Below are 15,672 nucleotides of genomic sequence, written 5' to 3'. Positions count from 1 at the left end.
AACAAATTACAAATATGAAAAAGATTTTAATTTATTTCTACACGCTTTTAAGCGTAGCACTAGTTATCAGCTGTAGTAAATTTTTAGATGAAGAACCAGAAGCTGTACTAGGTACAAATAGTTTCTACAAAACTGAATCAGATGCTATAACTGCAGTCAGCGCAGTTTATGACAAATTAAACAAGAGGTCAACTACAAATCTAGTTTTATGGCGTTTAGCAGACACCTCTACTCCAGATACCAATGGAGGATTTGAAAGTTTTAATCATACCCCAACAAATGGGGATATTGGAGCTTTCTGGTCAGATGTTTATGAAGGAATTAGTAGAGCAAATTATGCTATAGAAAATATTCCTGAAATTGACATGGACCCTGTACTCCGAGAAAGATTGGTGAATGAAGCTAAATTCCTAAGAGGATTCTACTATTTCTGGCTTTATCAAGTATACGGTGAAGTTCCATTAGTATTAGAGCCCATTTCACCAAGCGATACAGAAGCCTTAACACAAGGAAAAGCAAGTACGGAAGATATATTAACTTCTATAGAGCAAGATTTTAAGGATGCAGAAGCCTTACCTATAGAATATGATGACGGCAATGTGGGTAGAGTTACAAGTGGCGCAGCAAAAGCTTTCTTATCAAGACTTTATCTTTTTATGGAAGAGTGGGATAAAGCTGCTGTTAAATCTAATGAAGTGATTGATTCAAAACAATATGAATTATTAGGTGATTTTAGAGAAGCTACTTGGGCAAAAAATACCAAAGAATCAATCTTCGAAATGCAGGCTGTACCAAACACATCAGGATGGGAAGACCTTAATGAAGGTAGCTCTATTACAGTATGGCACCGACCAGGCTGTATTGGTGGATGGGGGTCACACACTGGAACTCAAATATTATATGACGCTTTTGAAGAAGGGGATCCGAGAAGAGAATACACCCTACTTAAACCAGGTGACAACTACAATGATTTTACAATCCCAGAAGATTGTATACCCGATGAGCAATATGGACTATTAAAACTTATTGGTGATCCTGAATTTGGTGAGGGAGCTGATGCGAATGCCTCTAACAATTTTATATTCATGCGTTTAGCAGAGGTCTATCTTATGGTGGCTGAAAGTGAAGCCGAACTCGGCAACCTAACAGAGGCGGAAGATGCATTAGAAATTGTTAGAGCTCGTGCTAGAAATGATGCCAGAAGTATTCCTGAAGCAATTCCTGAACTAAAAGGCTTATCTCAACCTGATCTTATCGCAGCCGTTAGAAATGAACGAAGAATTGAATTAGCCTCCGAAATGAAATCATTTTTTGATTTGGTTCGATGGGGCATTGCAGGTGAAGTCAACAGGGCTGCTGGTCATGCTTTTGTAGATGGGAAGCACGAACATTTTCCTATCCCACAATCGCAAGTTGACATTAGCGAGGGCAATTTAATGCAAAACCCAGGTTATTAATTTAATACTTGTAAAAGATTGCGTCAAATAAATGGGCGCAATCTTTTATTTTACGAAATTTATTGCCATCAGCTTGTAGTTATTAAAACAGACCAACAAAACTAAATTTGAATAAGTTGAAAAATTTTAGAACTCTTATTACACTTTGCATCACTATCTTGGTTGGTTGTAACAAGCCAAAAGAAAATACTTTATTCAAGATATTACCTTCAAACGAGACTAATTTAACCTTCTCCAATGACATAATCGAGAATGATTCGGTAAATATTTTAACTTACGAATACATTTATAATGGAGGTGGTGTAGGTATTGGCGATTTTAATAATGATGGGCTTCCAGATATCTATTTAACAGGTAACATGGTTGACAACAAATTATACCTAAACCAGGGTAAATTAAAATTTTCTGATGTTACAAAAATTTCAAAAGTTGAAGCTATAAATAAATGGTCTACAGGAGTAACAACGGTTGATATTAATAACGATGGTTGGCTTGATATATATGTTAACAGCAGCGGTCCATACAATTTTTACAACAAACAAAATTTATTTTTTATTAATCAAGGGATTGATAAAAAAGGTATACCTGTGTTTGAAGAAAAGGGTGCAGAATACGGGTTAGATGATGATGGGCCTTCAGTACATGCTGCATTTCTAGATTATGATCAAGATGGCGATTTAGATGTTTACCTTCTTAACAATATTCAAAAAAATGACGTGTCTGCAAACAGTATTGTGCCGAAAAAAAACGATGGTACTTCCGTAAACAATGATAAACTTTATAAAAACAACTTTATAGAAACAGGTGAAATTTTTTTTTCCGATGTGACTATAGAAGCTGGAATTATAAAAGAAGGTTACGGACTAGGTTTAGCTATACAGGATATGAATTTAGATGGGTGGCCAGACATTTACGTATCTAACGATTACATTTCAAATGACATTCTATATATAAACAACAAAAATGGCACCTTTACAGATCAAATATCTTCCATGTTTAAACATCAGAGCCATTCTGCTATGGGAAATGATATTGCAGATATTAACAATGATGGTTTGGTTGATGTGATTACTCTAGATATGCTGCCAAGAGAAAACAAAGGAAGAAAGCTGATGCTTCAAGGTATCCGTTATGAACGCAATTTGTATAAAGAGCAATACAATTACGACCCCCAATATGTGCGAAATACTTTGCAACTAAACCAAGGAAATTCTGAAAGTGGATTACCTATATTTAGCGAAATTGGTCAATTCTCAGGTGTTTCAGAATCGAATTGGAGTTGGTCACCTTTAATGATAGATTTAGATAACGATGGCAATAGGGACTTGTTTATCGCTAATGGTTACCCCAAAGACATCACTAATTCTGATTATTCAGACTATAGAAATGAGGGCGGCAGGCTTTTATTTAAGTCATATGTAGACCAAAACAGAGAGTTACTAGAATTACTCGACACTTATCCTTCTTTGAAAGTACCTAATAAAATTTTTAAAAATAACGGAGATCTTACCTTTGCTGACGTATCAGAAAAATGGGGAGTTATTGACTCTACTTTTTCACAAGGTGCTGCTTTTGCAGATTTCGACAATGATGGTGATTTAGATATAGTGGTCAACAATATAAACGATAAAGTACAATTCTTAGAAAACACCTTATACCCAATTAGTAATAAAGACTCAACTACGAGAAACAATTTCCTTAAAGTCAAATTAAAAGGCCCAACCAATAATCTTTCTGGAATAGGAACAAAAATATATATAAAAACCAAAGAGAGGATGCAGTACTATGAACAATCGCCCTATCGCGGATTTCAATCTACTGTTGAGGATATTATCCATTTTGGTGTTGGTTCCACCAAACTTGTTGATACTTTGGAAGTGGTATGGGCCGATGGCAAAAGTCAATTACTAGAAATGATTAATGGCAATCAAAAGTTAGAATTAAGCTATAAAAATGCGAATTTACCAAAACTTAAAAATTCGGATAGTATTTCTCTAACCAATACTAAACCACTATTCAAAAATGTTACAGATAGTCTCAATCTCACATATCTGCATAAGGAAAAAGTATATATTGATTTTCTTAATCAACCATTATTACCACATATGCATTCGCAAAGTGGGCCTGGCATAGCTATTGGTGATATAAATGGTGATAACCTAGAGGATTTTTTTGTTGGTGGTAGCTTTGGTCACTCCGGCAAGTTGTTTACCCAAAAAACTGATGGAACTTTTTTAGGAATCCCCATAACTGATGGTCGCAAGTATGAAGAAGATATGGGCTGTTTATTGTTCGATGCCGACAATGATGATGATTTAGATCTTTATATTGTAAGCGGTAGCACTGAGTTTAAAAGCGGATCTGATTATTATAAAGACAGATTATATATTAATGATGGTAATAGCAATTTTAAATTAGATACTAATGCGCTTCCAGAGCTTGCGGAAAGTGGATCAAATGTAATCGCTGCAGATTATGACGGTGATGGTGATTTAGATTTATTTGTAGGTGGCAGAATTAAGCCTAACAGCTACCCATACCCATCGCGGAGTGCCATTCTAAGGAACGATTCGCAGAAAAAAGATTGCCCAGTTTTTGTAGACGTCACACATGATGTAGCCCCTGAAATGGAAGACCTGGGTATGGTTACTACATCTCTTTGGACTGATTTCAACAATGACGGAAAACTAGATTTGTTATTGGCTGGTGAGTGGATGCCTCCTACGTTTTTCCAGAATACCGGGAATAAATTTATAAATATAACTACCAAAATAACCGGTATGAATAACCATACGGGTTGGTGGAACAGCTTTGTTGGGGCTGATTTCGATAACGACGGTGATATTGATTATATAGGTGGTAATCTTGGCTTGAACTCAAAACTAAAGGCGTCAACCGAATTTCCCCTCCTGATTTATGTTAATGACTTTGATGGCAACGGCAGTATTGATCCTATTGTAGCTTTTGAACAAGATGGTTCATACTATCCATTACCTTCTCGAAATGAAATCGCTGAACAACTGGTAATGATGAAAAAAAGGTTTAAGAACCATACTACGTATGCAGAATCAAAATTATCTCAAGTATTAACTAAAGAAGAAGTTGAGGAAAGTCTTCAAATGAACGCTAAATATTTTGCATCAGCATATTTTGAAAACCAGGGTACGGATAAAGATGGTATTCCATCATTTAAAGTTAAAAGTCTTCCATATATAGCTCAATTCGCACCTGTTAATGGAATGCTCGTTCAAGATGTTGATGAAAATGGCACTTTAGACCTTACCTTAATAGGTAATTCTTACCAGACAAATGCTACCTTGGGAAGGTATGATGCTTTAAATGGACTATTTTTTAGTGGGGATGGCGAAGGTAATTTCAATGCTTTGAATTTCAAAGAAACTGGATTTTCGGTTCAAAATGATAGCAGATCATTGGCGGAACTTATCTGCAAAAATGGAAAGTCGCTCTTTTTAGCATCACAGAATAACAATAATTTAAAAGCATATCTCCAAACAACTAGCAGTTTTAAAATTTATAAAGCTGAAAAGATGAATTCATTCGCTTTAATAACTTTAAATGATGGAAGAACAAGAAAGCATGAATTCTATTATGGTCAATCGTATTTATCGCAATCTTCTAGAATTTTAAAGTACAACCCCTTGAACGTCAAACAGATTACTATTTATAATTTCAATGGAGGAAAAAAAGCTCTTTTAAAACATTGAATAAATTATGTGTCTCATAACCTTCAGGTTTCAGTAATAGATAGAGATACGCAAAACATAATACTTTCTAGTATAAACAGTTCCATAAAAATCACTAATAAGATGTTTGTTGCAAACATCTTATTAGTCTTTACAATTTTAACAATATCAAAGCCTTGTTAAATTAATAAAAAAAATATGATAGAAAAACGTAGGTGGGATAGTATTCCCGAAGAAGAAATTAATGAGAAAATGCAACGGCAATTAGTATTTGGTGAAAAAATAATGGTTGGACGTATGAAATTCAAAGATGGTTTTTTGGTACCATTACACAAGCATGAAAATGAACAATTTACTGATGTCCATAAGGGGACTATTCGCTTTTGGTTTGGTGAAGATAAATCTAAGGTTATTGATGTACATGCTGGTGAATTTATAATAATTCCTGGAAATTTACCCCATGAAGCACTTATGATTGGGGATGTTGAGGAGACAGACACATTTACCCCTCTCCGACAAGATTGGATTGATAAAACTGATGCATATTTAAGACAATAAATACAAATTAAAAATACCATAATAGAGAAAATTTTCACTCTTTAAATTGGTTAGTTTACTATTCCTATTGTCATACAGAAAAGAACTTACCACAATTGTAATCCTATTTGGTTTAATTTCTTAGCATACAAAAAATGAAAGTTATATTATCTAAATGTGCTCTATGTTCAGTCATTATCATGACATGCTTTTTGTGTAATTCACAAAAAAGGGTAGAGAGTAAGAAACCAAATATTCTTTGGATTTTTGCTGAAGATTTATCGCCATTTATGGGTTGTTATGGCGATTCAATAAACAAAAATGCTACCCCAGTAATAGATAGATTAGCTTCAGAAGGCGTACGGTTCAATAGGGCCTACGCTACTGCACCCGTATGTTCAGCAAGCCGTTCTGCATTAATTACTGGCGTTATGCAAACTACTACAGGCACCCATAATCATCGTTCGAGCAGATCAGCAGATGGAGAAATCGTACCTGAAAATCTTCGCATTTATTTACAGGAAGGTATGAAGACGCTCCCTGAATTAATGCAAGAAGCAGGTTACTTTACATTTAATAGTGGCAAAGATGATTACAATTTCCATTATAATAGAAAGGACTTATATACTGTAGGAAATAAAGAGGATTATGAGCATGGAATGAATGGCTGGCAAGGTAATTGGGCAAAACACGCCAGATCAGTTACAGAAGATACATGGAATGCAAGAACGGATAAAAAGCAACCTTGGTTTGGCCAAATTCAAATAGATGGCGGAAAAGCTCATGCCAAATTTGTACGTAAAGGTCAAGAATTAGGGGCTAATGAGGTTCCAATACCTCCATATTTTCCTGATCTTCCTTCACAACGTGAAGCATGGACAGACCATTACAATGCTAATAGAGGTGCTGACGTCAATGTAGATACTATTTTAAAACAATTAGAAACGGATGGGGAATTAGATAATACCATTGTATATTTCTTTTCTGATCATGGAAGTCCTATGTCATTGCGACACAAGCAATTTTGTTATGAAGGCGGAATGTTAGTACCATTGATAATAAAAGGAAATCACCCTGCATTAATTCCAGGAAGTGTTAGATACGATTTAGTCTCTCTTTTAGATATTACCGCTACGACACTGGCCATGGGAAAAGCAAAGGTTCCAGCTTATTTAGATGGCCGAAATTTATTTTCAAAAACATTTATTGAGCAAGATTATGTAATTGGAGCAAGAGATCGTTGTGACTACACCATCGACAAAATTAGAACTGTGGTGTCAAAAAACTATCGTTATATCAAAAATTATTATCCTAACAGAACAATGATGCAGGCTAGTTACAGAGATGATAGACTAATTGTAAAAGATATGAAAAAAGCTTATGAAGAAGATTTATTGACGACATATCAAAAAAGCCATTGGTTTGGAGCAAGACCGCTTGAAGAATTATATTTTTTAAAAGAAGACCCATATCAAATTGACAACCTGGCTAAAAATCCAAAATATTTTCAAATATTGAAAGAACACAGAATTGTTTTAGAAAATTGGATAAAAGAAACTGATGATAAAGGTCAATATTCAGAGTCAACAGCCCAATTAAAAGCTACTTACGATTTATGGAAAGACATACCGTATTTCAAAAATGCTAAACTTAATCCTGAGTTTGATCAATTTAAACAATAACTACTTATGAAAACAAAGTATTCCAAAACAGACATGAGAGTTTGGCTTTTTATTTCCACCTTATTTAGTTTATTCTTCCCAAAACAAGTACTTATGTCACAGGTTACCGCTATTTATAATAATAATGTAGTGACGTTAGATAATGGTATTATACATAGAGAAATAAAACTAAGTCAGTCCGGTAGTTTTACGGCGAGCTCCTTTAAACTACTTAACGACAAACAAGAATTTCTTCTTATCAATACCCACTCTAATAAAAATGATGAAGACAAACTTTTAGTATCCGATTCCGATGAATTTGGGTTTAAGATTAACGACAAGGAATATACTGGCCTTAGTGAGTGGGAATTTATTTCTTCTCAGAAAGTTGAAAATGGGATTAAGTTAAATCTTAGATCAAAGGAAATCGAATTACAGTTAAGTATTACCTATCTCATCTACCCAGATTTACCTCTCATCCGAAAAAAGCTTGAATTTAAAAACACCGGTGATAATAAGTTAAAACTAGAATCCGTGGATGTTGAACGATTAAAAATAGCAGATGATGATGTAGGCACATCAAGTTGGATAATGAACGATTATGGCCGTCAAAAGCATTTAGGACAATTCATTGGAGAATGGTACGATCCAATAATGGTGATTCATAACCACTCAACAAAACGGGGAGTGTTTTTAGGCAATGAGGCACCAGGAGTAATGAAAAGAACATCGGCATTTTTGAAACCAAGCCTATTAACCACTGGTCTCACACATATTCAACAAAATTTTGGTTTTAGAAAATGGATAGAACCTAATGAAACTTGGGAAAGCACATGGGTGTTTTCAGGTCTCTACAATCATACTAACGACCCAAGCTTAGTTTTAAATACCACAGTAAATGATTTTGTGAGAAAACATATGGGTGCACGTATTTACAATGTAACAGAAAAACCCACATTTGTTTATAACACTTGGGAGCCTTTTCGGCACGACATTAATGAAGATATTATTTATGGGCTCATAGACGCGGCTGCAGCATGTGGAGCACAAGAGTTTGTTATTGACGATGGCTGGCAAGAATCCTATGGTGATTGGGGCGTTAGCAAAAAAAAATTTCCAAATGGCCTAAAACCTGTTTTTGATTATATCAAATCTAAAGGAATGAAACCTGGTGTCTGGATTAGTCTTGCTTCCGCCGAAACGAAAAGTAATGTCTATATAGACCACCCAGAATGGACGGTGAGAAAGGCTAACGGTGAAGATATCAACTTACATTCAGATAAAGATAAAGTATATGACTGGGAATCACGATCCATGTGTATGACCACGGGCTGGAAAGATTACATCCGTGATGTAATTTTAGAAATGGTAAATGAATATGGTTTAGAATATGTAAAAGGAGATTTCGCAGCAGTAACGGGTGCTTATACTTCAGACAAAACTAGGTCTGGATGCCATGCAACAAACCACAATCATAAAGACCGTAATGAATCTATGTTAGAAATGTACCAATCTACTTGGGAACTGTTTGACGAGTTGCACGCCTCCGCCCCCAACCTCTTTATAGATTGTACTTTTGAAACTATGGGTGCACTGCACTTAATTGATTTGGATATGTGCAAGCATGCCGATGGCAACTGGCTTTCCAATTTTATCGATAACGCGCCATTGGGGAGCTTAAAGGTTCGTAGGTTGGCTTGGTCTCGCACACCTGTTATTCCTGCTTCTTCAATGGTAATTGGTAATCAACGACTGGATGACCCTAACTTTGTGTTCTCTTTGAAGTCCTTATCCGGGACCTTACCAATTGTCTTAGGAGATCCTAGACAATTATCTAATGAACAGCAAAGTGAAATCAAGACAATGGCAGATTGGCTGAAAAAGATGCAGGTTCAATATGATTTCATGTCCTATCGACAAGATCTTCCAGGTTTTGGGGAACCACAAGATGGGTTTTGGGATGGTTTTCAACGTATAAATACGGATACTAAATCCGGTGGAATTGTTGGAGTTTTTAAACAAAACTCTAAAAAGAATGAAATGTGGGTCACCATAGATCACCTTGACCCAAGTTCTACATATGAAGTGCTTCTAGGTCCAGAAAAGAGAGTTATTAGTAATGGTTCGGGAAAAGAACTGTATTCCAAAGGCTTTAAGGTAATCTTTAACAAGGAATTTCAAGGAGAATTGTATGAGGTTAGAAAAGAATAAGTAATGCATATTTTGATATTTCTCCATAATAGGGATGAGATTTGAGGCTTTCTCCGAATTCCCAACCCTACCGTAATGGTGGAGTGATTGGACAATTATAAGAGATTTTCTCAGTCAAAAAGTAGGTTGGTTAGCATGCATTAACGAGAGTTGGCGTATTTTTTATTAAACGATTCTAAGACATTAACAAAAAGTCCTCAAATTCAAACTTTGTCTTTTATAATGTAGTAATAATTCGTGCGATAGTTTTTGCGTATTAATGCCAGATGTTCAGATTGTAGGTTCTCCCATTATTTTTTTTATTTAAATTTTTGAAAGATATAAACAGCTCTTAACAACAAACATCCAACCCAAAGAAACCATTGTAGTGTACTTCATTTGTAACCCGAACTCCCCTACGCCCTATCTTTACTAGGTTTGTTACATATTGTATCCCATTTTCGAATCAATTTATTTGAACTTTTGCTAGCTATTAATTTGACTAAGAATAGTTGCGTCGTCAATCTTATCATCGGCTGCTAATAAAAAGGCCTTACTTAAGACTAATGATAAACCTCTATCCCCTTCAAAAGGCAAAAACAAGTCCTCTGTATTTTTATCCTTACCTCGAGCAGGAACAATACACAGATATTGATCGTTAGGCTCCATCAAAATATTGGAGCTTCCTATGTGAATCTTATATGTTCTTTTTGTACCCTTAATCTTAAGAAATTTTCCTTCAATCGTTGCAACATTGTTTATTTTCAATCTAGGCACTAATTTTTCTAGAATATCTTTTCTTGTCTTAGCTACTTCATTTAGATCTCCAAAAGAATAACTGGTCCAATAATCTCGATATTGAGGTAATCCTCCATTATCTCTCCACTCTGGGTCATTACCAACACTTGCCACTCCAACAAACAAATCCACATCCCGCATTATCTCCGACAACACCATTTTGGGAATATCAACCAGATCTTTTACTTCGTCCTTTTCATCAATAAAACGCACTTGATCTGTTGCTACGTAATTCCAAATACCAGCATCGTTAAACGCATCATCAGCATAGATTTCATTAATCCAAAATTGCGCCTCTAAACCATGCTCTTTTAAATTGATTTTAGCAACTTCGCCATCACGACCATCATCATAAGCACCTAACAAAGAGTAGCGCCAACCCCTTATAGCTGTAAGCGCATTAAATTGATGCTGTTTCAAAAGGTGAGCTGCCATTCTATTACTATAGGACTTTGTATTTATCTCAGCATCGGTTAAAATATATACTTCTCGATACACCTGTTTAACTGCCTGTTTTATCTGTAATTCCTCTAACTTATTTCGCCAACCTAAAACCTCATTAATTTCAGAATTGATAGGGTGCCATAGACGTACTAATGTCTCTTCAGTAATCCAAGATAGCTCGATATCATTAATATCTTTCCATTTTTCTTGGTGCCAATAAGCTGCAATAAATTTGTCCATCTTTTTAAATTCCCAAACCAAATCTTTAGCCACGAAACTTACCAATCCGTGATTCAAATAAAATTTAGAGAAATTCTCGTTGGACCAAATCCTATCATATAGATATGAGCGATCGATTCGATCTCTTTGCGCAGTTAAATATTTCTTTATTTGGGCAACATCTTCCTTAACACGTTTTAAGGTCTGTTTATGTTTTGTAGAATTTTTAATGAATGCGGGGGGTGTCTTTTGAATTCCACCTTCTGGTTTTATCCAAGTCAATAACACTTTGCCCAAACCTTCAATTTTAAGCTTCAGGGTATAATCATCGAAGGAATAACTTTTAAAACCGTCAGTAAGCCCAAAATCTGGAATAGACAATTCTTCAATCTCAGAGGAAGAAACACCCAATTTTTCCGAAGAAGTTTCAATGTACTTTTCAATAAGTTTTTTAGTATTGTTTTGCTTGATTTTTAACTTTAATCTAGACAAATGACTAATCCCTTCCAATCCTTTTGTGTTGCCTAGAGTGTAAATACATGCATTACCAACTCCTGCAGCGGTGGGTCCAACTCCTGGAATTTTCTTAAATGACCTTTCCGTAAGTTTTGCTACTAGGCTTAAAGTTTTTGAATCATGAAATTTCGATAAACTCCAAACAAGTCCTTTTAAAAAAATCGTGTTTTTCTCATGCAGAAAGTCATAGCTAGAATATTGATACGTCGTACCATCCCCATAATCATGTACATGAGGTGTTTCTATTGCTTTTAAGGGAATTACAAAATCCAACCATAACTGAACTGATTTTTTATATCTAGAAGGTCCAATATTATCAATCAGTTCACTAGTGCTTTTGAGATATTTTGCACTAGGCTTCGAACCCGTAGCTTTTATGAACAAATGAAAAAGGGAATACCAATGATTCTGTTCTTCTGATTTTAGCTTTTCAATTTCTGGGTTTATAATTTCTGCCAGTCGATCTTCTGGTAAATTATAAGGAGCTACTCCACCATCTGTATTCTCACTTTCAAAGATTATTTTCTCAATCTTCACCTTCACTTTTTCTAGATCGGCCCCCCAATGATGTCTTTTTTCTTTAAGCTGAGGCCATTTTAAAACTTGTTTAAGATGGTTTTTTAGTATTTCTGAAAGCCCATGCTTTTTTGCAATTCGTTCTACTTGTTGGATAGTAAAACCTAGAGGCCAATCACGGAACCATCTTCCTGCTTTATCGTCTGATATCTTGTACTCATTTAACAGAGAAATAATTTCTTCATCCGAAAAATCGAGATTACTGCGCATCATAAGGTTAAACAACTCTGGATAGAGATAGCTTTTTCTATAAGTTTCCTCTCGTCCACTATAACCGCCCGGTTTCCTAGATAATTTTTCGTATTTGTTAATTAGGGGTATCAAATCAAAGAGCAACTTTTTCTTTGTTATAGAATCTTTTGACTTGATTTTTTGATATGTCTCTAACTTGCTAAAAGATACAGTAATCCAATGGTTGTGTTCATTACCATTGTAAGCTTCTTTTAGTAAATCATTTAGTAGTTTATTAAATTCCGATCTGGATTCGTTTTGATTATTTCCTTTTCCGAATAAACTTGCTAAGCTATCTTTTATACTCATTTTCTTCTAATGTTATCCACCAACTAACTGAGTGAGTTTCACAAAACTAATTTACGTGGTTTTACTCACTAATACTTCTTGATCTAAATCCTCTACCTGTTGATTATCAATAAGTATGAAGTATCCATTTTTTTGAAAAGCGTCTAGCGCAACTAATATCTGCTTTTCAATATCAATCTTCTTTTTTCTGTCCCTTAATTTAAAACCGTTTAGTGTCTTTTCAGCTTCACTAGGTTGAATTAAGCCTTTAAAGTATTCAGGGAGTTTTTCATTATAGGATTTCACTTCAGAAGTTACACGAGCGGCAATAAGGTCTTTGACCGTAGTACGTTCGTTTTGAACTGCAATCTCTATTTCATTTAAGATATCTCCTGAGAAGGTGGCATCTTTTATTGTTATTACCATATCATATTTTTCTTGAATTTATTCATTTTCTGGCTTTCTACGATAATTTCTCGATAAGATTAATTTAAATTGTAGTAACCGACAGCTTTTACCAGTTTCTTAGCAATTCGTTTACGCAATCGCTCTGGTTGTATCACTTTTATGGCCTCTCCAAAACCTAAAATCAATCGTTCTAACTCAAAATTGATTTTTACTTTGATATTGATTTCAATGCTACCATCTTCATTTTCTTTCTCAATGAGCTGTGAATGATGCATGGGTTTTGTAATCACGTAAGGAGCATTATATCTATCAACCCACAACTTAATATTTGAAGCTCGCTCTCCTTGATTTACCGTTACACCAACAACGTCCTTGTAAAAGGTATCTGCATCAAATTCAAAGTCTGTGTAGGAAGTTGTAAAATCATAATCAATCGAGATAATTCGGTCTAAGGCCAAATTAACAACGCCCTTATTTTTGTTCCCCATTCCTACTAAGAACCATCGATTATTAAACTCCTTTAATAAACAGGGATGAAAGGTGATTATGTTCGCCTCTATAGCTTTGAACGACTTATACTCTAATTTCAAGACCACCTTTTTCTGAATGGCTTGATACAATTCATCTAACCAATGGAGCCCCTTTAGGTTTTCATTTTTATCTAGGTGAATGATTGATGCTTGATGTGTTTTCTCTGTATAGACCTTGTCCTCTAATCGTTGAATGATACCGCCTAATTCCGAAAACAAGGAAAAATCTTTAAATTGTTTTAGCATCTCTACAGTTTCAGAAAGCACATTCATATCGTTTTCCGTAATTGGAATATCTGTAATCGAATAATCTTCCTCTTCATACTTGTAATACTTCTTTTCATAAACCGTAATAGGTGCATTGTAACCCAATTTATCGCTTCGCATTAATTGAATGTCCAATTGAACCGTCCTTTTACTCACGTTCACTTCACGACCCTCGTATTCATATAAGGCATCTGAGCAGGCTTCAATTAAATCATCTAAAGTCCATTGACGGTAGTTATTCTGTAAACATTTGTCAATAGTTTTATAGCGGATAAGGGCGTTTTTATTGAGAGCCATTTAGGAGTGTTTTTAATGAAAATACTAAATCATTTTTTACTACGCAAAATAATTGCGCACATGAGTCGCAAGTTTGTTTTGGAATCATAAAGAAGCCGGTTCGCCGACTTCATGTAGCGCTCCGCCGGACGAATGGAATCGGCGGAGCTAATTAAAAGAAATTATGGAAAATATAGTAAGCATCACAGGAAAAGAGTTAATCGATTTAGGTTTTCGTTCAGGGAAATGGTTTCCAGAAGCCATCGAATATATAAACACGAACCAATTAGAAAAAGAAGCTATGCTCGAGTTCTTAGAGCAATATCGCTTACCTCCTATGGTGAACTTACATGCAACTGCTACTGAATTCGTTATAAACATCAAAGCAGAAAACCAATTGGAAGAAACCAATGTAAACTCCGTAGTAGAATCTATGAAGGTTTTGATGCGAACGCCTACTGCAGTCAATGGTGCGGTTATGCCAGATGCTTGTCCGACTGGTCCTTCAGGAACAATTCCTGTTGGGGGTGTGGTAGTGGCAAAAAACGCCATCCATCCAGGTATGCATAGTGCAGATATTTGTTGTTCTGTAATGTTGACTGATTTCGGAAAAACTGACCCAAAACTAGTTTTGGATGCTGCACATTCAATTACGCATTTCGGTCCTGGTGGAAGACCACGTGGAAAACAATTTCAGTTGACTGAAGAACTATTAGCCGAGTTCAAAGCCAACAAATTATTGAATGCCGATAAAGACATAAGTCTCGCGAGAGAACACTTGGGCACACAAGGTGATGGTAATCACTTCTTGTTTGTGGGTATTTCAGAAAAAACGGGTAATACTATGATGATTACGCATCATGGCTCAAGAGCACCTGGTGCCAGATTATATAAAAAAGGAATGCATATGGCTGAGCGATTCAGAAAAGATTTATGCCCTGCTGCCTTAAAACAAAATGCGTGGATTCCTTTTGAAACGGAAGAAGGCCAATTGTATTGGAACGCTTTACAAACTATCAGAAAATGGACAAAGTTAAACCACGAATGTATTCATAATGCCACTTTAGAAGTTTTGGAGATGGAAGCTGAAGACCGTTACTGGAATGAACATAACTTTGTTTTCAAAGATGGAGATTTGTTCTATCATGCTAAAGGCGCCACTCCTTTGGATGCGAAATTTATGCCTGATATTACTGGTCCTAGATTGATTCCTTTGAACATGGCCGAACCCGTATTAATTGTGGAGGGTAAAACAACGGCGAACAATTTAGGCTTTGCACCACATGGTGCTGGTAGAAATATGAGCCGTACGCAGCATAAAAGAAACAACGCCGACTTTACAAAAGAAGCATTGTTTGATTTGGAGACAGAAGGTTTAGATGTGCGTTTCTTTTCTAAAGAAATTGATATTTCTGAATTACCTAGTGCCTATAAAAATGCGCAAACCGTTCGTTCTCAAATGGAAGAATATGGCTTGGGAGTGGCCATTGATGTAGTAATGCCTTATGGTTGCATTATGGCAGGAGATTTTCAGATTAATGCTCCTTGGAGGAAGAAACGAAGAAACTAA

General features: G+C 35.5%; 9 protein-coding genes. 6 read left to right on the top strand and 3 right to left on the bottom strand.

The features are described 5' to 3' along the window. Nucleotides 1-14: 14 nt before the first annotated feature. From KO521_RS03405 to KO521_RS03385, 5 genes are all read left to right on the top strand, one after another. A complete protein-coding gene (locus KO521_RS03405) occupies nt 15-1,457 on the top strand; it encodes a RagB/SusD family nutrient uptake outer membrane protein (RefSeq protein ID WP_215938481.1) in 1,443 nt (480 codons plus the stop codon). Between the two features lie 116 nt (nt 1,458-1,573). After that, complete coding sequence (locus KO521_RS03400; RefSeq protein ID WP_215938480.1) at nt 1,574-5,182, top strand: VCBS repeat-containing protein; 3,609 nt, start codon at nt 1,574-1,576, stop codon at nt 5,180-5,182. A 177-nt stretch (nt 5,183-5,359) separates the two neighbouring features. Beyond that, nucleotides 5,360-5,719, top strand: a complete 360-nt coding sequence (locus tag KO521_RS03395) for a cupin domain-containing protein (RefSeq protein WP_215938479.1) — start codon at nt 5,360-5,362, stop codon at nt 5,717-5,719. A 134-nt stretch (nt 5,720-5,853) separates the two neighbouring features. Then, nucleotides 5,854-7,380 carry a sulfatase family protein gene (locus tag KO521_RS03390; protein WP_215938478.1) on the top strand — a complete coding sequence of 509 codons (1,527 nt, stop codon included), beginning with the start codon at nt 5,854-5,856 and terminating at the stop codon, nt 7,378-7,380. Between the two features lie 93 nt (nt 7,381-7,473). Beyond that, the gene (locus KO521_RS03385) at nt 7,474-9,570 is read left to right on the top strand and encodes a glycoside hydrolase family 36 protein (protein ID WP_215938477.1); all 2,097 of its coding nucleotides are present in this window, start codon (nt 7,474-7,476) and stop codon (nt 9,568-9,570) included. 465 nt (nt 9,571-10,035) lie between these two features. Here the strand turns inward: KO521_RS03385 and KO521_RS03380 are convergent, their stop codons facing one another. The 3 genes from KO521_RS03380 to KO521_RS03370 are packed head-to-tail and all read right to left on the bottom strand — an operon-like array spanning nt 10,036 to nt 14,123. Then, on the bottom strand, nt 10,036-12,642 hold the full coding sequence (locus tag KO521_RS03380) for a DUF4132 domain-containing protein (RefSeq protein WP_215938476.1): 2,607 nt from the start codon (nt 12,640-12,642) through the stop codon (nt 10,036-10,038). A 51-nt stretch (nt 12,643-12,693) separates the two neighbouring features. Further along, nucleotides 12,694-13,047 (bottom strand): hypothetical protein, encoded by a 354-nt coding sequence (locus KO521_RS03375; RefSeq protein ID WP_215938475.1) that lies wholly within the window; start codon nt 13,045-13,047, stop codon nt 12,694-12,696. Nucleotides 13,048-13,106: 59 nt separating this feature from the next. Next, the gene (locus tag KO521_RS03370; protein ID WP_215938474.1) at nt 13,107-14,123 is read right to left on the bottom strand and encodes a helix-turn-helix transcriptional regulator; all 1,017 of its coding nucleotides are present in this window, start codon (nt 14,121-14,123) and stop codon (nt 13,107-13,109) included. 163 nt (nt 14,124-14,286) lie between these two features. Between KO521_RS03370 and KO521_RS03365 the strand changes: the two genes are divergently transcribed. Continuing rightward, nucleotides 14,287-15,672 carry an RtcB family protein gene (locus KO521_RS03365; protein ID WP_215938473.1) on the top strand — a complete coding sequence of 462 codons (1,386 nt, stop codon included), beginning with the start codon at nt 14,287-14,289 and terminating at the stop codon, nt 15,670-15,672.

This window comes from Zobellia uliginosa (assembly GCF_018860745.1).
Lineage (GTDB): Bacteria > Bacteroidota > Bacteroidia > Flavobacteriales > Flavobacteriaceae > Zobellia > Zobellia uliginosa_B.
Note: the sequence above shows the minus strand (reverse complement) of the source record. Positions and strands in the feature narration are given on the sequence as shown.